At 42.5% G+C, this 19,964-nt stretch carries 17 protein-coding genes; 12 read left to right on the forward strand and 5 right to left on the reverse strand.

Annotation, left to right across the window (positions count from 1 at the left end):
• Nucleotides 1-186: 186 nt before the first annotated feature.
• The 8 genes from ACSLUK_RS00385 to ACSLUK_RS00420 all read left to right on the forward strand — a co-directional run bounded on the left by ACSLUK_RS00385 (nucleotide 187) and on the right by ACSLUK_RS00420 (nucleotide 12,404).
• Complete coding sequence (locus tag ACSLUK_RS00385; protein ID WP_448546504.1) at nucleotides 187-2,835, forward strand: TonB-dependent receptor; 2,649 nt, start codon at nucleotides 187-189, stop codon at nucleotides 2,833-2,835.
• A 64-nt stretch (nucleotides 2,836-2,899) separates the two neighbouring features.
• On the forward strand, nucleotides 2,900-4,423 hold the full coding sequence (locus tag ACSLUK_RS00390; protein WP_448546506.1) for a tryptophan halogenase family protein: 1,524 nt from the start codon (nucleotides 2,900-2,902) through the stop codon (nucleotides 4,421-4,423).
• A gap of 144 nt (nucleotides 4,424-4,567) precedes the next feature.
• The gene (locus ACSLUK_RS00395; protein WP_448546507.1) at nucleotides 4,568-7,234 is read left to right on the forward strand and encodes a beta-N-acetylhexosaminidase; all 2,667 of its coding nucleotides are present in this window, start codon (nucleotides 4,568-4,570) and stop codon (nucleotides 7,232-7,234) included.
• A 201-nt stretch (nucleotides 7,235-7,435) separates the two neighbouring features.
• Entirely contained in the window at nucleotides 7,436-8,332 is an 897-nt protein-coding gene (gene nagK, locus ACSLUK_RS00400; protein ID WP_448546899.1) for an N-acetylglucosamine kinase, read from the forward strand.
• A gap of 28 nt (nucleotides 8,333-8,360) precedes the next feature.
• Nucleotides 8,361-9,359: a glucosamine-6-phosphate deaminase NagB-II gene (gene nagB-II / locus ACSLUK_RS00405; RefSeq protein WP_448546508.1), complete on the forward strand. Its 999-nt coding sequence runs from the start codon at nucleotides 8,361-8,363 to the stop codon at nucleotides 9,357-9,359.
• A gap of 2 nt (nucleotides 9,360-9,361) precedes the next feature.
• Entirely contained in the window at nucleotides 9,362-10,495 is a 1,134-nt protein-coding gene (gene nagA, locus ACSLUK_RS00410; RefSeq protein WP_448546509.1) for an N-acetylglucosamine-6-phosphate deacetylase, read from the forward strand.
• 65 nt (nucleotides 10,496-10,560) lie between these two features.
• Entirely contained in the window at nucleotides 10,561-11,859 is a 1,299-nt protein-coding gene (gene nagP / locus ACSLUK_RS00415) for an N-acetylglucosamine MFS transporter NagP (protein ID WP_448546510.1), read from the forward strand.
• A 311-nt stretch (nucleotides 11,860-12,170) separates the two neighbouring features.
• Nucleotides 12,171-12,404: a TIGR02922 family protein gene (locus ACSLUK_RS00420; protein WP_448546511.1), complete on the forward strand. Its 234-nt coding sequence runs from the start codon at nucleotides 12,171-12,173 to the stop codon at nucleotides 12,402-12,404.
• A 109-nt stretch (nucleotides 12,405-12,513) separates the two neighbouring features.
• Here ACSLUK_RS00420 and ccmE read toward each other — a convergent pair whose 3' ends face one another.
• The 5 genes from ccmE to ccmA all read right to left on the reverse strand — a co-directional run bounded on the left by ccmE (nucleotide 12,514) and on the right by ccmA (nucleotide 15,310).
• The gene (gene ccmE, locus ACSLUK_RS00425; RefSeq protein ID WP_448546512.1) at nucleotides 12,514-12,996 is read right to left on the reverse strand and encodes a cytochrome c maturation protein CcmE; all 483 of its coding nucleotides are present in this window, start codon (nucleotides 12,994-12,996) and stop codon (nucleotides 12,514-12,516) included.
• Nucleotides 12,993-13,214: a heme exporter protein CcmD gene (gene ccmD, locus ACSLUK_RS00430; protein WP_448546900.1), complete on the reverse strand. Its 222-nt coding sequence runs from the start codon at nucleotides 13,212-13,214 to the stop codon at nucleotides 12,993-12,995. Before ccmD ends, ccmE begins: the two co-directional genes overlap by 4 nt.
• Nucleotides 13,204-13,959 (reverse strand): heme ABC transporter permease, encoded by a 756-nt coding sequence (locus ACSLUK_RS00435; RefSeq protein ID WP_448546513.1) that lies wholly within the window; start codon nucleotides 13,957-13,959, stop codon nucleotides 13,204-13,206. The genes ccmD and ACSLUK_RS00435 overlap by 11 nt, the downstream gene beginning before the upstream one ends.
• A 2-nt stretch (nucleotides 13,960-13,961) precedes the next feature.
• Nucleotides 13,962-14,615, reverse strand: coding sequence for a heme exporter protein CcmB (gene ccmB, locus ACSLUK_RS00440; protein WP_448546901.1), 654 nt, complete (start codon nucleotides 14,613-14,615; stop codon nucleotides 13,962-13,964).
• A gap of 74 nt (nucleotides 14,616-14,689) precedes the next feature.
• Nucleotides 14,690-15,310, reverse strand: a complete 621-nt coding sequence (gene ccmA / locus ACSLUK_RS00445) for a cytochrome c biogenesis heme-transporting ATPase CcmA (RefSeq protein ID WP_448546514.1) — start codon at nucleotides 15,308-15,310, stop codon at nucleotides 14,690-14,692.
• Nucleotides 15,311-15,656: 346 nt separating this feature from the next.
• On the opposite strand from ccmA, the gene ACSLUK_RS00450 reads away from it, so the two are divergent.
• The 4 genes from ACSLUK_RS00450 to ccmI are packed head-to-tail and all read left to right on the forward strand — an operon-like array spanning nucleotide 15,657 to nucleotide 19,946.
• Nucleotides 15,657-17,654: a heme lyase CcmF/NrfE family subunit gene (locus ACSLUK_RS00450; RefSeq protein WP_448546516.1), complete on the forward strand. Its 1,998-nt coding sequence runs from the start codon at nucleotides 15,657-15,659 to the stop codon at nucleotides 17,652-17,654.
• Between the two features lies 1 nt (nucleotide 17,655).
• Nucleotides 17,656-18,204, forward strand: a complete 549-nt coding sequence (locus ACSLUK_RS00455) for a DsbE family thiol:disulfide interchange protein (protein ID WP_448546517.1) — start codon at nucleotides 17,656-17,658, stop codon at nucleotides 18,202-18,204.
• Nucleotides 18,204-18,659 carry a cytochrome c-type biogenesis protein gene (locus ACSLUK_RS00460; RefSeq protein ID WP_448546518.1) on the forward strand — a complete coding sequence of 152 codons (456 nt, stop codon included), beginning with the start codon at nucleotides 18,204-18,206 and terminating at the stop codon, nucleotides 18,657-18,659. Before ACSLUK_RS00455 ends, ACSLUK_RS00460 begins: the two co-directional genes overlap by 1 nt.
• Nucleotides 18,660-18,662: 3 nt before the next feature.
• The gene (gene ccmI, locus ACSLUK_RS00465; RefSeq protein WP_448546519.1) at nucleotides 18,663-19,946 is read left to right on the forward strand and encodes a c-type cytochrome biogenesis protein CcmI; all 1,284 of its coding nucleotides are present in this window, start codon (nucleotides 18,663-18,665) and stop codon (nucleotides 19,944-19,946) included.
• Nucleotides 19,947-19,964: the final 18 nt, after the last annotated feature.

A 19,964-nucleotide genomic window follows, 5' to 3' on the forward strand; every position in this document is an offset into this window, starting at 1 on the left:
TTATCAGTGTTTTGGTGTTTTGTTACCGATAAAATTGTAATCAACTGTAGCCTTTGCTAAAAATTTTGTGTATGGTTTACTCAACCTATGACAACGCTGTCATGCAATGAAAAAGACAGCGCTGTCTTATCTAAGGTTATTTAAGATAACTAAATAAGTTTAAAAAACGTGTGTAAGGGAAAGTCGATGTCATCTAAAACATTTAAGAAAGGCGTTTTAGCGAGCAGTATCGCTATGGTCTTTGCGGGTGGTGTAATGCCGTCTGCAATGGCTGCGGACCAAGCTAAATCAGCTGAACAAGAAACAGAAGTTATTGAAGTTCGCGGAATTCGCGGCTCAAATCGTGCAGTTGTTAATGCGAAGCGCTTTAGCGATGCTGTTGTTGATTCGGTTACTGCCGAAGACATTGGTCAGTTGCCTGATTCTGATGTAGGTCAAGCATTGGCGCGTGTTCCAGGTGTAACAGTTGGTCGTTCTTTCGGTCAGGGGGCATCTGTTTCAATTCGTGGTACTGACCCTTTAATGACACTTACTACGCTGAACGGTCAAAATGTGGCTTCTACAGGTTGGTATGATCAACTAAACGTGGATCGTTCATTTAACTATTCAATGCTTCCATCAGAACTCATTGGTGGAATGGAAGTGTATAAGTCGAGCCAAGCTAATATAGTAGAAGGCGGTATCGGTGGTACGGTTATCGTAAAAACTCGAAAGCCTTTAGACATGGATGCTAATACCGTATTTGCTTCTGTAAAAGGTGAATATGGCAGTATTAATGAAGAAGTATCTCCGGAAGTATCTGGTTTATACAGCTGGAAGAATGAAGATGAGTCTTTTGGTATTCTAGTTTCTGGCGCTTACGTCGATCGCGAATATTTACGCCGGGGTACAGAATCTGATTTAGACTGGGGTGGACGTTCTTCAACACAACCTTCTAGCTTCTTGCAAAGCCAAGAACGCACTGCGTTCGATGCTACTTTACAATATCGCCCAAATGATAAATTAGAGCTTGGTGCTCATATTATGTCACTTGAGCTAGGCGCGGATAGCATCGGTGCCAACATGTACATCCAGACTGATACTGACTGGGGTGACGGACCGTCAAACTGTCAACAGTTTAATGCAGCAGGTGTCTGTACTTTAAGTGTAACGGCTGAAAGTGATCCGTCACGTATCTTCTTCCAAAACTGGGCACGTAAAGGGGAAATGACCTCAGATACCTTTGAGTTAACAGCAGATTATGAAGGTAACGGTTACACACTTTCAGCTGTAGCCGGTACCACGAAGGCAGAAGGTGGCACGCAAATGAGTGCTAACTTTGGTTATGGTTGGTGGGGTGATAAATTCAACCAGATTCAGTGGGCTGGTACTGTAGATGCAACAGGCAAACAGATCTCGATTGATGGTCGCGATATGAGCTTTACTGTTGATCAACTAGATACAACAGTGGGTACATCTCAATGGACAGGTGTGCAAGGTCCTAATTCTGATGAAGAAACCTATGTTCAGTTTGACCTTGATTATGACTTAGATATTGGCGCGTTAAGCAAGTTTGAGTTTGGTGTACGTTATACTGAGCACGAATTTGAAAAAGAGTTTTACCGTGCAATCTATTCTGATGCGCCAAATTCATTCAATAGCACAGATTTGTACAGCGGTACTATGCCGCTTGGTTATGCAGGTTATACTATTCCTAAGGCAAATCTTGATGCGATGATTAATAGCACGCTTTCACTCGTTGATAAGTTTGCTTATGATCGTGCTGGCTACGGTTTAATCGAAGAAGATAACTTTTCTGCATATGCGATGTTCTCGTTTGATGGTGATGGTTTCCGTGGTAACTTCGGTTTGCGTTACATCAGCACTGACGTGACTTCAAATGGCCATGTAATTGATAACTCGCCAGCAGACGACCTAGCGGTTAATGCTGGATGGAGTGAAGAAGTACAAAGTGTTAGTGATAGCTATAGCGATGTATTACCGAGCTTTAACATCGCATTCGATTTAAGTGAAGAACTGATCTTACGATTCTCTGCGGCACAAGCAATTACTCGCCCTACTTATGATGCCCTTTTCTTGTCAGCCGTTTCTGGTTATCCAGACGACCGTCGTGGAAATGAAGAAATTACTTACGGCAACCCTGGCTTGAAGCCAATGAAATCTTCACAAGCTGACCTGAGCTTAGAATACTACTATGGCGACGGTAACTTGTTCTCTGCAACTTACTTCATTAAAGATATCAGTAACTTTATTGTGCAAACTACACAGCATGACCAACAGTTAGGTGTGGTAAATAATGACTTAGATCCACCAGCTGACAACTGGACTGTGAATACTTTTGTTAACGCTGGCGGTGGTACTATTGACGGTATCGAATTCCAGTTAAACCACGCTTGGGATAACGGCTTTGGTGTAGTTGCCAACTACACATTTACTGATGGTGATGCACCAGCGGAAGTATATACAGATAACATCGGTATCTTCACTGAAGCGTCAAAACATACTGCTAACTTAGTAGGTTACTGGGAAAGCGATGATTATTCTGCTCGTGTTGCTTATAACTATCGTTCAGAGTACATGATTCGTGAATTTGGTAAGTACTATGGTAACCGTATGCATGATGACTTTGGTACGTTTGACTTAACACTTGGTTGGAATGCAACAGAGAACATTTTACTCAGGTTAGAAGTAGTCAACTTAACCGCAGAAGACGATGTGCAATATGGCGCAGCAGAAGCTGGTACTGTAGTTAAGCCTGCAATACAAGAAGGGTTCCCTACTTGGTCATTTAAAGGCGAAACAACGTACAAGTTAGGTGTTAGCTTTCAGTTCTAATAGCTATATGTTGTAATGAAAACCCAGTTTCGGCTGGGTTTTTTTGTCTATAAAGGTTGTCAAAATGAAGATCAAACGTATCGCTATTATTGGCGGGGGAACCGCTGGTTGGTTAGCAGCAAATCACCTTGGGGCTGAACTTGTTGCAGATGAAGAAGTGCACATTACCGTAATAGAGTCAAAGGACGTACCAACTATAGGCGTTGGTGAAGGTACTGTGCCTTATATTATGAAGTCGTTAAAGCGATTTGGTATCTCAGAAGCTGAGTTGCTACTGACTTGCGATGCTACGTTCAAGCAGGGCATCAAATTTGTTAATTGGAGAAATCCGGAAATACACGGTGAAAATTATTACTATCACCCATTTGATGAACCTTATCCTGCGGGCGTAGACGTTACCCAGTACTGGATTGCCAATGAGCAAAATCGGCCGTTTGATGATGTTGGGTTACAGGCCCGCATTTGTGAACTAGGCTTAGCGCCTAAGCGTCAAAATGCAGGAGAGTATCAAGGCGACTTGTCATATGCTTATCATTTCAATGCGCTGAAATTTGCCAACTTGTTAGCAAAAAATGCACAAAGTAGATTCAATGTCACGTACCTGCAAGAGACCATAGTGCAAGCAGAAGTAGATCTCAATGGCAATATCACTCATTTGCTTACCGAAGAAGGAGAATCACTGCCGTTCGATTTCTATATTGATTGCAGTGGCACCTCATCGATCCTGATAGACAAAGCACTCAATGTGCCTTTTGTGAGTAAAGCAGACGAATTGTTCACAGATACTGCGTTAGTACAACAAGTACCTCTCGAACCAACTCATAATATCAACCCATATACTACGGCTACGGCGCACAGTGCAGGATGGATTTGGGATATTCCTTTAACGAATCGTCGTGGTACAGGGTTCGTTTACTCCAGCCAACATATGACAGAACAAGAAGCGCAAAAGCAATATGCTCAGTACCTGAATGTGAATGAGGCAGACTTTTCACCACGAAAGATCAAAATGGATATTGGTTTTCGTGAAACCTTTTGGCAAAACAATTGTGTCGCTTTAGGATTAGCGCAGGGCTTTTTAGAGCCGTTAGAAGCAACTTCAATTTTAGTTACAGACTTTTCTGCTGAGTTACTCGCACGAAATTTCCCACGATTTAGAGACGATATTGATTGTGAAAGTACCTATTACAATCAGGTAGTGCGCTATGTTTGGGAACGCTGTGTTGATTTTATTAAACTTCATTATTGCATTTCTGATCGACAAGACTCTACGTTTTGGCAAGCAAATCGCGATCCCAGTTCTTGGTCACCTGAGCTCATTTCAAGATTACAAAAGTTTAGCAAGCGACCACCTCATCAATCAGACTTTTTTAGTCGTTTTGACTTATTTAACGAGAAAAACTTTCTTTATGTGCTTTACGGCATGGGCTTCAAAACAAGAGCGTCAACGCTAGGAGCGAATGAAATTGTGCATTGCCGTTCATTGTTTGAAAGTAATGATGCCATTGTTGAGCAGGCCAAAAATAGTTTATTGAAACATAAAGCATGGCTGGATGGGCTACAGCAAGCTGCGTCCCGGCTAAGGTAATACAGGCTAGTTAATGCAATCGATAACTGATTATAGAACTATTAAAATCATTTTGACAGCGCTGTCAATTGCTGTATGGTAAGGGGATGGTTAGATCATATCAATGCGAATTTCAGTTACGAACATCACAAGAGCAACTATAGAATGAATACAAAAATGTTAGTAAGTGTCATTGGAACTGCGTTATTACTTGGCGCATGCGATCCAGTGTCTAAAAACGTATCTACTGCACAAAATCAACAAGTTCAATCTGCAGAATCGTCCATGACCCAAGCGAGCATAGACAACATTGCTTCGTCTCTCGATATTCGTTACACCCTCATAAACAACCATCAAAGTGAAAAATGTGAGACGGCATTGACCGATGGACTATGCTTTGAAGCTAAATTCACGTTAACGGCTAATACTGACTTACCTGCGTCAGGATGGGAAATTTATTATAGTCAAATTGCGCCGTTGCATAACTATGACAGCGAACACTTTCAACTTGTCCATATCAATGGTGATTTACATCGCTTGTCACCGAAAGCGGCCTTTACTGGACTAAAAGTAGGACAGTCAACTGACATCATTTTCAGAGGCAGTTATTGGAACTTGTCAGAATATGACATCATGCCGAACTTCATCGTAACTGGTGATGGGCTTGAGGCGCGTGTAATTGATAGTACTAGAGCTGTGATTGATGCCGAAACAGGGTTAGAGCTCTTACCGCATGTGACCGCTTTTTCTGATTATCACACGCAATTTAAAAGAACCGAAAATGACAACACCCCTTGGCTTACCAGCTCTGACTATTATCAACGTAATCTTGCGCTCGCTACAGCCAATGATAATAAGAGTAAATGGATTATTCCAACACCTAAATCGATAGACGTAGATAAAACGGGTTCCGTGAGCTTATCTTCAGGTTTTACATTAACGTCGAGTTCTGTTGAAGCATCTGTTTACCGTGCGGCTATTGAGCGGTTGGCTACACTTGGCTTTTCGGAAAAACCAGATGGTGTTCCGCTTTCTCTAACGATAGTTGAAAATAACACATTGGCTGCTGGAAGCTATCAGCTTGCCATTGATGAATCGGGGATTCAAGTTGTAGGTGTTGATGGCGCTGGGGTAGCGAATGGACTGCAATCTATTGCCAGTTTAATTCAGTTAGATAAACCAACGATTCCATTTGTTAAAGTACAAGATGAACCGCTATTTGAGTTTAGAGGAGTTTTGGTAGAAGTTGCCCGAAACTTTCGCAGTAAAGAATTTATTCTTAATTTGCTCGAGCAAATGGCTGCTTATAAGTTGAATAAGCTGCATCTTCATATGGGCGATGACGAAGGATGGCGTATAGAAATACCTGGGTTACCTGAGTTGACCGATATTGGCAGCAAACGCTGTTTTGATTTAAATGACGAAACGTGTTTAGCGCCACAATTAGGCGCTGGAGTTAACCCAGATGCGTCGAACAATGGCTATTATTCCGTAGCGGATTATAGTGAAATTCTTGCTGCTGCTTCAGCACGACATATTCAAGTAATTCCTTCGTTAGATATGCCGGGTCATTCGCGCGCAGCAATTAAAGCGATGGCGGCGCGCTATAAAAAATATGCACAAATGGAAGATTATGAAAAAGCTGAACAATATTTGCTTCATGATCCAACCGATACAACTGTGTATTCATCTGTGCAATTCTATAATGACAACACAATCAATGTATGTCGTGAGTCATCATTCGCTTTTGTAGAAAAGGTGATGACAGAAGTTCAAAAGTTACATGCTGATGCTGGGCAGCCTTTGACCCGTTACCATATTGGTGCAGACGAAACAGCAGGTGCTTGGCTTGAATCGGATATATGTAAGGCATTTATCGCGAATAACGAACATGGTGTTACAAGCTTGAACGAGCTTGGTGCGTATTTTGTAGAACGCGTGGCTAACATGATTTCAGAAATGGGCATTGAGCCTGCGGCATGGAGCGATGGTTTAGAACATACTCGCAAAGATAAAATGCCCGCTGTGGTGCAAGCCAACGGCTGGGATCATTTGCCTTGGAACGCTCATGTTAAGGTGCATGAATTAGCTAATCGAAATTGGCAAATGGTGATTTCAACACCTGACGTCACCTACTTTGATTTTCCGTATGAGGCTGATCCAAAAGAGCATGGATATTATTGGGCATCACGAAAAACGAATACAGAGAAAGTATTTCAATTTATGCCTGAAAACTTGCCTGTGCACGCCGAATTTTGGCTTGACCGTCAGGACAACCCATACGTAGCAGATGACCGTTTACAAACCAATGAAAACGGCGAGGTAACTCATCGTCCATTATCAGCTAATAGAAAGTTTTACGGTTTACAGGCACAGTTGTGGAGTGAAAACGTAAGAACCGACGATTTTGCTGAGCACAAACTATTCCCTCGGTTGATAGCACTGGCTGAACGAGCATGGTATTTGCCATCGTGGGCTGTGCCTTATAACTATAGCGGCGCACGCTATGCTCAAGACACAAATACTTTCACAACTGAAATGCGTGAAGCACGAGACAAAGAATGGCGTGCATTTGCAACGGCCATTGGCAAAAAAGAATTACCGAAATTAGAGAAAGCTGATATCGCCTACCGCTTACCGCTTGCAGGTGGCGAAATCATTGATGGGAAACTCCATGCAAATACTACCTTCCCAGGGCTCACTATTGAATACAAAGCTGCAGATTCACAATGGCGCACCTATCAGGCGCCTGTTGAAGTAACAGGAAAAGTCTATGTGCGTACAGCCACTCATACTGGCAAAAGAAAAGGAAGAACGCTGGAAGTTAACTAAGAACAGCGTCTCCAATAGTAACGTTAATATAGATAATTCATTAAATTGCAGATGGTTATCGAGTGCAGTTACTAGGTATAACAAAAATGTTTATTTTTGTTAAAAAAACAAATGACAACGCTGTCATTTGTGGTTAAGATGAAATCAATAAATAGAAAGAAGGTATTGCCTTCATTAAGATGTAGTGGACATGAGGTCGGCATGTATAGTGGCTTTGACAGTAACAAACAGCTTTTTCTTGGTATAGATGGTGGTGGCAGTAAGTGCAAAGCCATAATTGCAAATGCTGACAATGAAATACTAGGAACAGGGATTTCCGGACCTGCTAATCCATTGCATGGATATGAACAAGCTATTGGTTCAATTACCGAGTCTGCTGAATTAGCGCTGGCTGACGCTAACCTCGAAGGAGTAGCGTTAAACGACATATATGCAGGTGTTGGTCTTGCTGGTGTTAATCTTCCTGCGTTGTTTGAAAAAATTTCTAATTGGCAACATCCGTTTAAACGCATGTTTCTTGCTACAGATTTGCTTATTGCATGTTTAGGTGCCCATGCTGGAGAGGACGGTGCGGTAATGATCACAGGCACTGGCTCTTGTGGGTTTTCATATGTAAACGGGCATCCATACATCGTCGGCGCGCACGGTTTTCCACATGGAGATAAGGGCAGTGGCGCATGGTTCGGGCTGCAGGCAGCCAAACAGGTGCTGTTAAGCTTGGATAACATCATTCCTCCGTCAAGTTTGAATAGCAAATTGCTTGCAACATTAAATGTGTCCGATGGATTGGAATTGGTCGAAGTCATTGCAGGCAAACCTGCCGCGTATTATGCGAAATTGGCTAATCTTGTTTTTGATGCTGCAGAAGACGGTGATGAGTTGGCGTTGTCTATTGTCAAAGAGGGAGCAAGCTATATTGACCACGTGGCACGTCAACTTTGGAATAAACAGCCTCCGCGAATGTCACTCATTGGTGGCTTAACGCCCAGAATAAAGCCTTGGCTCAGTGCAGAAACACGTGAAAATTTATCTGATCCAATCAGCCCGCCAGAAATAGGCGCTGTTTTATTTGCTCAACAACAGCTCGCGTTGTTGTAATCATTATTAAAGATTTAAGGGGATTTAAATGACTCAAACAATTATGGAAAAAGAGGCTAAACAAGCCCCTTCCGTTATTCAAGCACAATTAGCCGCCAATCAAGGTAAAGCGCAGCAGATTGGTGAGAAGTTACGTAATATAGATCCTAAAATGGTGATGATTATTGGTCGTGGTTCATCAGATCATGCGGGAGTTTTTGGCAAGTACCTCATTGAAGTTGAGGCCAATGTGCCAACATTTGCTGCTGCGCCATCTGTATCAAGTGTGTATGGTAAAACACTAAAATTGTCAGATGCACTCGTGATCGTTATCTCGCAATCAGGTCGTAGCCCCGACATCTTAGCGCAAGCAGAAATGGCTAAGAAAGCAGGCGCATTTTGTGTTGCTTTGGTCAATGACGAAACATCACCTTTAGCGGAAATTGTTGATGAAGTTTTACCGCTCAAAGCGGGAGCGGAAATTTCTGTTGCTGCAACAAAAAGTTATTTGGCAACCTTATCAGCTTTACTGCAATTGACCGCTTACTGGACTATGAATGAATCACTTGTTGCTGCACTCGACACTTTACCTGCTGCATTGAGTCATATCATAGATTCGCCACCGCAACTTACATCTCAGTCAATTGAAGGTGTGAAAAATATGGTCATTCTTGGCCGTGGACTTGGCTATGCAGTATCTAAGGAAATGGCGTTAAAACTTAAAGAAGTCAGTAGCATTCATGCTGAGGCGTTTAGTAGTGCAGAATTTTTACATGGACCAGTGACGTTAGTGGAACAAGGCTTAGCTATTCTGAACTGTGCGGTTCATGATGAAAGCGAAAAGGCACATCAAGAACAAATTGATGAAGTTACTGCTCGTGGCGCTGACCTTGTTCACTTACGCCAAACAGATTTATCAGTACATCCGCGCATAGCACCTCTTGTAGTGCTACAACGATTTTATTTGGATGTGGCCGAGGTTGCGGTGACACGCGGTTTTAATCCTGATGAGCCGAAAGGCCTGAAAAAAGTAACTAGGACATTATAACTATGACCCAGGTTCGCATTCACGCCAGTCGTCTGTTTGATGGTCAAAACTACATTACCGATCAAGTATTGACGGTTGAAAATGGCGTTATTGTTGGCTTAGATAATCATACCCAGCAAGTCGATCATTATGTCGAAGGGTTGGTCGTCCCCGGTTATATTGATATTCAAGTTAATGGCGGCGGTGGTGTGTTGTTTAATGATTCTCCCTCGTTAGACAAAATTAAAACAATCATTGCCGCTCATTCTTTTTATGGCACTACCGCCATGCTGCCAACTTTGATTACTGATAAAGTTGAAGTCATGGCAGAAGCGGCTGATGCCATGGCCATGGCTATTGCAGAGAAAATACCGGGCATTGTCGGTATTCATTTCGAAGGACCACATTTGTCGGTGGCCAAAAAAGGCGCGCACTCAGCCGAATATATTCGAGAAATTACTGCTAAAGAATGGGAAGTACTTTCACGCAAAGATCTTGGTCAAATCATTGTCACTTTAGCGCCTGAAACCGTGAGCCCAGAAGATATCAAGCGTATGGTTAGCCTCGGTATAAAAGTTTGCCTTGGCCATACCAACGCTGATTTTAACACCGCTCAACAAGCCGTTGATGCAGGGGCTGATGGCTTCACACATCTGTTCAATGCCATGTCGCCAATCCAAGGTCGTGAACCTGGCGTTACAGGATGCGCACTACTGAATGACAGCGCTAGTACTGGGATCATTGTTGATGGTCATCATGTCGATTATGCTACTTGTCGACTAGCAATGAAAACAAAGCCGCAAGGAAAAGTCTTACTTGTAACAGATGCCATGCCTCCAGTTGGCACCAATGATGATTCTTTTGCCTTCTTTAATCGCACTGTTCATTTAAATGATGGCAAGTTAACCTCGACTACTGGAGAGCTTGCCGGTTCAGTTTTGGATATGGCGACGGCAGTTAAGAATACGTATGAGAAAGTGGGTGTTACGCTGGAAGAAGCACTGCGGATGGCAAGTTTTTATCCTGCGCAATATATTAACCAAGGGCACATTCGAGGGTTGTTAAAAATAGGCTATCAGGCAGATTTTACTGTTCTCGATAGTGACCTGAATGTTAAGTCGACTTGGATTGCTGGCGAGTTAGTTACCAAAAGTTAGAACAAAAAAAGTGGGCAAAGACCCATCAACACAATAACCAACTATAAGTGATAGATGAGGAAATTATGGAAATGACAATATCGAATAATAAACAGCGGAGTAATGTCGTCCCTATGGCGATAGTCGCGTTACTCTTTTTTATTCTGGGTTTTGCCACTTGGATTAATGGTTCTTTAATGCCTTACCTAAAACAAGTGTTGCAGCTAACGCCATTTCAAGCGTCACTTATTTTGTTCTCATTTTATATCGCAGTAACGTTCACTGCGATTCCGTCTGCGTGGGTGATTAGGCGAGTGGGTTATAAGAACGGTATGGCACTCGGTATGGCAGCCATGATGGTTGCCGGTTTCTTGTTTATTCCTGCTGCCAAGACTCAGGTTTTTGGTTTGTTTTTATTTGCTCAGTTAGTCATGGGGGCAGGGCAAACGTTACTACAAACGGCTGTGAACCCATATGTGGTAAGAATTGGCCCAGAAGAATCAGCCGCAGCGCGCGTTAGTATTATGGGGATATTAAACAAGAGTGCTGGTGTGGTTGCTCCAATGGTATTTACTGCGCTAATTGTTAGTAATTTCACTGGGTTGGTTGGTACTGAGTTAACGCAGACACAAATTGACGACATGGCGAATAGTTTGATTCTGCCGTACATAGGTATGGCAGTATTCATAGGCTTAATTGCGTTGGCTGTTAAGTTATCACCATTACCAGAGTTAGAGAAGGAAGCGCAAACGGAGAGCAGCAAAGGTCAAGTCAAAGAAGCGCTATCTCACCCTAATTTAGCATTAGGTGTGGTTGCGTTATTCTTTTATGTCGCTGTTGAAGTGATCGCAGGTGACACTATTGGGACATTTGCTTTGTCTTTAGGTATTGAAAACTACGCAGTAATGACCTCTTATACCATGGTGTGTATGGTGGTTGGTTACACTATCGGTATCATCACTATCCCGCGATTTATTTCTCAGCCTACCGCCTTAACGATTTCGGCTGTTTTGGGATTAATACTGACGGTGCTGATTGTTATTGGTGACAGCTCGTCATTTGCCATTGCTGATGCTTTACTTGTGCCATTTGGTGGTGCACGACTGCCTGACACACTACTGATGATCGCTTTATTAGGCTTGGCAAATGCTATTGTTTGGCCTGCGGTTTGGCCGTTGGCGCTTTCGGGCCTAGGTAAAATCACAAGCACGGGGTCGGCATTGTTGATAATGGGTATTGCAGGCGGCGCATTTGGCCCGCTATTTTGGGGGCTTGCAAGTGGTACGTCACTAGGACAGCAAGGAGGTTACATCGTTATGTTACCTTGCTATTTATTCATCTTATTCTATGCAGTTAAAGGTCATAAAATGACCTCTTGGAAATAGCCATAACTCATTTATACAGAATTATCCTGCGGGATTAGAAGTCTCACTAGTTGAGGGTGCGTTAAACGATCTCACATTGATCGACCCTAGGTCATGTACCTAGGGTTTTTTTTACCTCAATCGAAAGCAATACGAATCCGTATAAAACTAAGAATATCTTGAGTTTTTAACAATTTTTAGCACGCTAAGATTGCTTAAGTTTTATACTTATGGTCAAATGTCGGCAGTAAAAAATAATAACAAAAGTGAAAAGCGAAATTTTAAGGATTTCGCCTAATATTTCACTGCTTTTCGTCGTTTTAGGGTTGGAAATGAGTAGTCAACTAGGTAGTCCAAAAAGCAAAGAAGTTACAATTATTTATTATTGTGACAGTTCTCTTGAGTTAAAGCATGAAGTGCTAACACTGACGCAAAACTCGTCGGGTCGCGTGATTATTAGTGATCAGTTTAAAAAGAATAAATCAATTGTTGCCGTGTGTGATGGCGAAATAAATATTCTTAATAAGATTGGTGATAGAATTATATCAGTTGAAGAAGTCGCTTAACGTTTTGTAATAGGCAGAATGTATTAAGTAAATTCTTTTGCTTTTTTTGTATTTTATTCTTGTTTGATAAGGCAGCATCGTTAGTCGTGCTGCCTTTATCGTTATTATATTAGTTCTTATCTAACTGTTCCGAACTATAATCGGGTGCCTGATGTTGCTCACCTAATGATTCTGCTACTTCTTTAGGCATATAATTTTCGTCATGCTTAGCGAGTACTTCACTGGCTTCAAGCAAGGTTTCTGTTACCAAAACACCATTGGCGATAATGCCTTGGCCTTCACGGAATAAGTCCGGCAATATACCATCGTATTTTACGGTTACCATTTCACCTTTGTTAGTTAAATCAAAACTTACTTTTAGGTTATTAGGGTCACGATTTACGCTACCAGGTACAACAAGACCACCAACACGAATACGCTGACCAATGGCTGGTTTAATGCCCGTGTCATCTTTGCCATTAACGATTTCAGCAGGCGTGTAAAACAAATCCATATTTTCATTGAGTGCGTATAGAACTAGCGAGGTGATCGCACCAATACTAAATAATACAGAAAGGGTAATGGTTAATCGCTTTTTTCTGCGCGGATTCATGATAATACCTCGTTAGATTCGTCATTTTGTTGAGCGGCTTGTTTTAACCTGTGTTCACGCTTAATTCGCTTAGTAATCTCTTTTCTGACAGTTTTATCTCTTATTGCATTATTGACAATTAAACCGACAATCAGCAGTAAGCAAGCACCGTACGATATCCATACATAAAAGCCATGGTTGCCCATAGCGATAAAGTCAGCAAAACTATCAAACTGCATCATTTGCTCCTTCTTTCATCACTAATTCTCTTACCCAAGGGCGCATGGCGTTTCTTTGTAGAATCTCTGTTTGGAAACGGCGGCAAACGAGCCATGAAACCAGAAAAATAAAACCCAAAAAGCATACTAAGAACGGCCAAAACATGTCGGCGGTCATTGAAGGGCGTCCCAGTTGAGATACCGTGGAGCCTTGATGTAATGTATTCCACCACTCCACAGAATATTTAATAATCGGTACGTTGATTACCCCAACTAGTGCCAGAATGCTAGCCGCTTTACTTGCTAATGCTTTATCTTCGAACGCGTTCTGTAAAGCAATAACGCCAAGGTACAAAAACAATAAAATGAGTTCGGTGGTTAAACGTGCGTCCCAAATCCACCAAGTTCCCCAAGTTGGACGTCCCCAAGCGGCGCCTGTAATCAAGGCCATTGCCGTAAATACCGCTCCGACAGGTGCAATCGATGCAACAGACGCTTCAGCTAAGCGCACTTGCCATACCAAACTAACTAATGCCGCGATTGCCATACCTACATAAATGCCCAGTGACAAGCTTGCAGCAGGAACATGTAAGTAGAATATTCGAAAACTATTGCCCTGTTGGTAATCTGCGGGGGCAAATAGCAGTGCCCAAACGATACCAATACTCAAAAAGGCCACGCTTAACCTTAAAAACCAAGGAATAAGCTTATTGTTGAAGTGATATGTCACTTCAGGGTTTGCATAAGGATGTAACCATTTCCACATAACTAGTTAGTACTCACTCTTAAAGCCGCGCCTATTGCAAATGGTGACAATGAAAATGCGCCGAAGAATAACGCGGCAATTATAGCAATTTGTCCGCCATAGGGTAAGTTCATTGTCGCCGTATCTATAGCACTGGTGGCAAATATCAATAACGGAATATATAAAGGCAATACCAAAAGGCTTAATAAGACACCACCTTTTTTGATACCAACAGTGAGTGCTACTCCTATCGCGCCGATAAAGCTTAATATAGGGGTACCAATAAACAAAGTTAACATGAGTACGCCAAATACGTTCGGATCTAAATTCAGTAGCAACGCAAGAACGGGGGCGATAAATATTAGCGGTACACCTGTTAGTAGCCAGTGTGCAATGATTTTGGCCTGCACAATCACAAAGGTCGGATAGGGGCTAAGTAATAGCTGTTCTAGTGACCCATCAGCATGATCTGATTTGAATAACCGGTCGAGGGACAATAAGGTCGACAAAACAGCGGCTACCCAAATCACGCCCGGCGCAATGCGCGCCAGTGTATTTGATTCTGGGCCAATACTCAGTGGGAACAAAGTTACGACGATAATGAAGAATAAGATGGGGTTAAACACATCGTCGCGATGGCGTAGAGCAATGGTTAAATCGCGCTTTAGTATCAGCATGAAAACACGTCGGTAAGACAATGATTCTTCTTGGTTAATGGTAGCAATAGATTCAGTAGACATAATACGTTGGATCACACAAAACGGTAAGAAAGGGCAATTTTGCGATAAAGGTTATCAGCAAGATGTAAATCCTGATGGGTCGTTAACACAACCATTCCGCCTTTGTTCGCATGAGCGAGTAGTAGCTGCTCTAATGTTTTCACCCCTTTTTTGTCAATAGCTGTAAACGGTTCATCGAGGATCCACAGCTTGGCATTACTTTGCCAAAGTTGCGCAAGGGCAATGCGACGATGCTGTCCTGCGCTTAAGTGTGATGCGAGGGCATCTTCAAAACCGTATAGGTTAACTTTGGCCAGCGTCTCTTCGGCCACACCAGCGTCTAAACCATGGAGAGCAAGATTAAATGCCAAATTTTCTTGCGCCGTCATCTCACCTTTCACACCAGCCGTGTGTCCTATATACAACAGTTGGTTGTTGTACCATTCGCGATTTGCCAATATTTTCTGTTGACCAAAGCGAACACAACCCTCATATGGTTGAGACAATCCAGCTAAAATTCGGAGTAAACTGGTCTTTCCGGCACCATTAGGTCCTTCGATTTGCACTATTTCGCCCGGTGTAATCTCAAAATTGAGATCTTCAAACAAAATGCGCTCTTCTCTTATACAAGTTAAACCTTCGGCTGATAACATAACTGACTTGAACAGACCTTTCTATGACTTGGCAATTGACCAATGAATGGCAAGAGTTTAACACAACAAACTCTTCGATTTATTGATCTCGATCCTACTATATTTAGCAAAATTATCATACTATATCGCAGTTTCGTTGATATATCAGACAATGGCGTAAAATTGTGCGACTAACACCATGAATAGCACGGCCATTTAATGGTATGATCAGCGCAATTTATTAACCACGTGCCTAACGAGCTGTTAATGGCTGTGGGTTAGTTAGATAACCTGTCTCTTGTTTTAGATTGGGACAGGACAGTCAATAGATTGAAGCATGTTTACAATATATGCTGCGGAGAGTTGTATGGTTCCTGAGTTAGGGCACTTTGCATTGGTCATTGGTTTGGCTTTTGCTATTTGTTTAAGTGTTGTGCCTGTTATAGGTGTAATGTCTAGTCATAAACGTTTAATGACTTATGCTAAGCCTTTGTCTTTTGGCATGTTTGCGTTTACAGCGATCAGTATTTTTATTCTAGGATACTGCTTCGTGATGGATGATTTCTCGGTTAAATATGTTGCAGGGCATTCAAACTCTCACCTTCCTTATTATTTTAAAATAAGCGCCATTTGGGGAGGCCATGAAGGCTCTCTGTTACTGTGGGTATTTTCTTTAACGGCGTGGACAGCAGCCGTTGCCAAATTTAGTCGTGGTGTAGACGAGGCCTTTATTGCCCGAGTGTTAGTGGTGCTAGGCATGATAGCCGTTGGTTTTATGGCTTTTCTACTGCTAACGTCAAATCCATTTGACCGACTGTGGCCAGTCGTACCACCTGAAGGACGTGATCTAAATCCATTGCTACAAGATGTCGGGTTGATATTGCATCCGCCTTCGCTTTACTTAGGCTATGTTGGCATGGGCGTAGCGTTTGCATTCGCTGTTGCTGCTCTTTGGTATGGCAAGCTTGATGCCGCTTGGGCTCGGTGGGCACGCCCTTGGGTTGTGTTCGCTTGGATGTGGTTAACGATTGGTATCGCGTTAGGTAGTTGGTGGGCTTATTATGAACTTGGCTGGGGCGGATGGTGGTTCTGGGATCCGGTTGAAAATGCCTCATTTATGCCTTGGTTAGTAGCAACCGCATTGATCCACTCATTAGCCGTGACTGAAAAGCGTGGTGCTTTTAAGAACTGGACTGTGTTATTAGCCATTTTTGCCTTCAGTCTTAGTTTACTTGGTACATTCATCGTCCGTTCCGGCGTGATCACCTCGGTGCATTCATTTGCTGCCGACCCAACACGTGGGGCATTTATCCTATTGCTTTTAGCCATTGCTGTTGGTTGTTCACTAACGTTGTTTGCTTTTAGAGCTACCAATGTTGCCAGCTTTAGTCGATTTTCATTTTATTCACGAGAAACAGCGCTGCTGCTTGCCAATATCATCCTAGTGATTGCTGCAGTAACCGTATTGTTGGGGACACTTTACCCGCTAATTCTAGATGCAATGGGATTAGGCAAGATATCCGTTGGACCGCCGTATTTTAACTCAGTATTTGTGCCTATTATGAGTGTGCTGTTTATTATTATGGGTATTGGTCCACTCATTCGCTGGAAAAAAGCGAAAAAAGGAGAGCTTCGCAAGCAAGTGTTAAAGCCGTCTGTTGTGAGTATTCTATTTGGATTAGCGTTCCCGCTAGTGTATCAGGGAGAATTCAACCTAGGTGTTAGCTTTGGGATGGCACTTGCTCTATGGGTTTCTATGGTTGTTGTAAGAGACTTGCGCAATCAGGCACGACAATCCAATGGACGGTATAACCTGAGCCGTTTGAGTTTAAGCCAATGGGGCATGGCGGTTGCACATACGGGAATAGCGGTGACAATAGTCGGCGTGACGATAATCTCTGCTTATGAAAGAGAAAATAGTGTCAAGATGTTTGCCGGTGATACCGTGCAGTCCTCTGGCTATGATGTCACGTTTAATGGCGTGAAAAGTGTTCAGGGCCCTAATTACCATGCTGAACAAGGGCAAATTGAAATACATAAAGACGGTGATTTTGTCGCACATTTAAAGCCCGAACGCAGAACCTATATGGTACAAACAATGGGCATGACAGACGTAGATATCGATGCAAATCTATTTCGTGATCTATATGTCGCGCTGGGCGATCCATTACCAGATGGCGCATGGGCCGTACGAATTCATTACAATCCGTTTGTTCGCTGGATTTGGTTAGGCGCTATATTCATGGGCTTAGGTGGCATTCTCGCAATGTTGGATAAGCGTTACCGCCGTCGTCAGGCGAATGCTAAAAGAGCTGTTGTGGGTACTGAAAAACAAGACGTAACTTTGGTCAGTGAGAGGACATAACGTGGGAAAAATTATTCGTTTTATTCCTTTAGTATTATTCATTGCAATCGGCATTGTTTTCTACCGTGGGTTATCGCTTAACCCGCAAGAGTTGCCATCGGCGCTAATTGGCAAGCCAATGCCTGCATTCCAATTAACACAGCTATTGGACGAAAATAAGCAGTTAACAGCTGTCGACCTAAAAGGCGATATTGTGCTTCTCAATGTTTGGGGTACTTGGTGTGTGTATTGTAAATATGAGCATCCGTACTTGGTGGATATTGCGAAAAACAAACAGGTGACTCTATATGGGCTTAACTACAAAGATATTCGCCAGGATGCTAAGCAATGGCTGAAAGATTATGAAGACCCGTATCAATTTTCTATTTTTGATCCGCTTGGAAAACTAGGTATAGAGCTTGGTGTGACGGCAGCGCCAGAAACATTTGTTATCGATAAAACAGGGATTATTCGTATGAAGCACGTAGGTCCGATAGATGCGAAAGTTTGGCAGGACAAGTTTGAGCCTATGATTGAACTGTTAGAGCAAGAATATCAGGCGGAGAGCTAATGATGAATAAGTTAGTACTAACGACGCTATTTCTATTACTTAGCGCATTCTCTACATATGGTGCTGACACCTATGTATTTAAAGACGAAGTGACGGAAAAACGTTATCAGGCACTGGTTAAAGAGCTACGCTGTCCTAAATGCCAAAACCAGAACTTAGCTGATTCAAATTCACCCATTGCCAAAGATTTACGCCATGAAGTATATCAATTGCTCGAACAAGGTAAGGCTGACAAAGAGATTGTTGACTTTATGGTAGCGAGATACGGTGAGTTTGTACTGTATCGACCAAAGGTATCTAACTTAACTTATGTTCTATGGTTTGGCCCTGCAATATTGTTATTGATCGGGGCAATCGTGGTGGTGCTTATTCTACGAAGGAATCGCCTCCCTCAGGCAGAGACTCTTTCAGAAGAGCAGCAAGAAAAATTGAAAAAATTACTCAAAGATAAGTAACGCATGATTGAATTATTAATGATCCTGATTGGATTCGTCTTACTGCTGTTGATTGTTATCTGGAAACACTTTATTCAGCAACCTAAACACGTTGTATTAGCTGCCAGCAACCGCGATCAAACCAACATTGAACTGTATCACGAACACAAAGCTGAAATTGAAAACGATTTAAAGCAAGGCAATATTGATGAGGAAAACTATCAGTATTTATTGACTGAGCTTGACCAAAGTTTGTTGCAAGATATGGAACATGCTGACAAAGAAAAGGCACTAAGTGATAGCGATAAATTGTTAAGTATCGTTTGGCCCGCTGTAATTTCTATTTTTGTCATCGCATTTAGTGTTTATTTTTATACTAATAACGGTTCTTATCAATTAATTACCGAAACGCCTCGAGCGCAAGCCCCTGACCAGCAAACGTCTATGTCGGCACAACAACAGGCGGTAGAGCGTGTGCAAATGTTGCAGCAGCTGACGACCCAAGAACCCAATAATTCTGACGCATGGTATGGACTTGGTCAGGCATTGGTAGCGGTGGGCGACTTTGACGGCTCATTGAAAGCCTTTGATGAAGTAATCCGCATTGATGGCGAACAAGCAGATTTGTATGGAGCGAAAGCGCAAGCGACGTATTATCAAAATAATCAACAAATCACGCCACAAGTAAAGCTGTGGATTGATAAAGCGTTGAGTCTTGATCCAGAAGACCCTTCTACGAATATATTGCTTGGAATGGATAATTTTATGCGTCAGCAATATACCGAAGCAATTGGATATTGGCAGCGTGTGGTAGATGGAAATCGTGATAACGTCAACATAGGTGCGCTAACGGGGGCTATTGCCGAAGCTAAAAACAGACTGGCAATGAGTAGTGGTTCTGCCCAAAATGACTTTACTGCTAAAACGGAAGCTAATGATAGCGCAGCAACATCTGGCCCTCAGCTTACTTTAGATGTGCGTGTATCTGATGACATTCAACAACAACTAGAGCAGGGGGCTGATAAAGTGGTATTTGTCTATGCAATACCAAGTAATGGACCTAGAATGCCTGTGGCTGCGGTAAAAATGTACGCCAGTGATTTACCCGCAACCGTTGTGCTTAATGACGCGAGAGCCATGACACCACAAGCGAAATTGAGCGATAACGAAAAAGTACATGTTTATGCGGTTATATCAGCGAGCGGTGGGGTAGGTATTAAATCGGGTGATTACAAGGCCGAATTACTTAACGTCGCAGTAGCAGATAAGGCGCCTGTTACGTTATTAATTAACAGTATTGTTGAATAATAAAACTTCCAATAAAAA

The sequence above is a fragment of the Thalassotalea fusca genome, assembly GCF_053485835.1.

Bases quoted from the DNA above. Each gene is read 5' to 3' on its own strand.
- nagB-II (WP_448546508.1), top strand. From the start codon at position 8,361: ATGACTCAAACAATTATGGAAAAAGAGGCTAAACAAGCCCCTTCCGTT.
- nagA (WP_448546509.1), top strand. From the start codon at position 9,362: ATGACCCAGGTTCGCATTCACGCCAGTCGTCTGTTTGATGGTCAAAAC.
- ccmD (WP_448546900.1), bottom strand. From the start codon at position 13,214: ATGCAGTTTGATAGTTTTGCTGACTTTATCGCTATGGGCAACCATGGC.
- ccmI (WP_448546519.1), top strand. From the start codon at position 18,663: ATGATTGAATTATTAATGATCCTGATTGGATTCGTCTTACTGCTGTTG.
- ACSLUK_RS00420 (WP_448546511.1), top strand. From the start codon at position 12,171: ATGAGTAGTCAACTAGGTAGTCCAAAAAGCAAAGAAGTTACAATTATT.
- nagP (WP_448546510.1), top strand. From the start codon at position 10,561: ATGGAAATGACAATATCGAATAATAAACAGCGGAGTAATGTCGTCCCT.
- ACSLUK_RS00390 (WP_448546506.1), top strand. From the start codon at position 2,900: ATGAAGATCAAACGTATCGCTATTATTGGCGGGGGAACCGCTGGTTGG.
- nagK (WP_448546899.1), top strand. From the start codon at position 7,436: ATGTATAGTGGCTTTGACAGTAACAAACAGCTTTTTCTTGGTATAGAT.
- ACSLUK_RS00395 (WP_448546507.1), top strand. From the start codon at position 4,568: ATGAATACAAAAATGTTAGTAAGTGTCATTGGAACTGCGTTATTACTT.
- ACSLUK_RS00460 (WP_448546518.1), top strand. From the start codon at position 18,204: ATGATGAATAAGTTAGTACTAACGACGCTATTTCTATTACTTAGCGCA.
- ACSLUK_RS00435 (WP_448546513.1), bottom strand. From the start codon at position 13,959: ATGTGGAAATGGTTACATCCTTATGCAAACCCTGAAGTGACATATCAC.
- ACSLUK_RS00385 (WP_448546504.1), top strand. From the start codon at position 187: ATGTCATCTAAAACATTTAAGAAAGGCGTTTTAGCGAGCAGTATCGCT.
- ccmA (WP_448546514.1), bottom strand. From the start codon at position 15,310: ATGTTATCAGCCGAAGGTTTAACTTGTATAAGAGAAGAGCGCATTTTG.
- ccmB (WP_448546901.1), bottom strand. From the start codon at position 14,615: ATGCTGATACTAAAGCGCGATTTAACCATTGCTCTACGCCATCGCGAC.
- ACSLUK_RS00450 (WP_448546516.1), top strand. From the start codon at position 15,657: ATGGTTCCTGAGTTAGGGCACTTTGCATTGGTCATTGGTTTGGCTTTT.
- ccmE (WP_448546512.1), bottom strand. From the start codon at position 12,996: ATGAATCCGCGCAGAAAAAAGCGATTAACCATTACCCTTTCTGTATTA.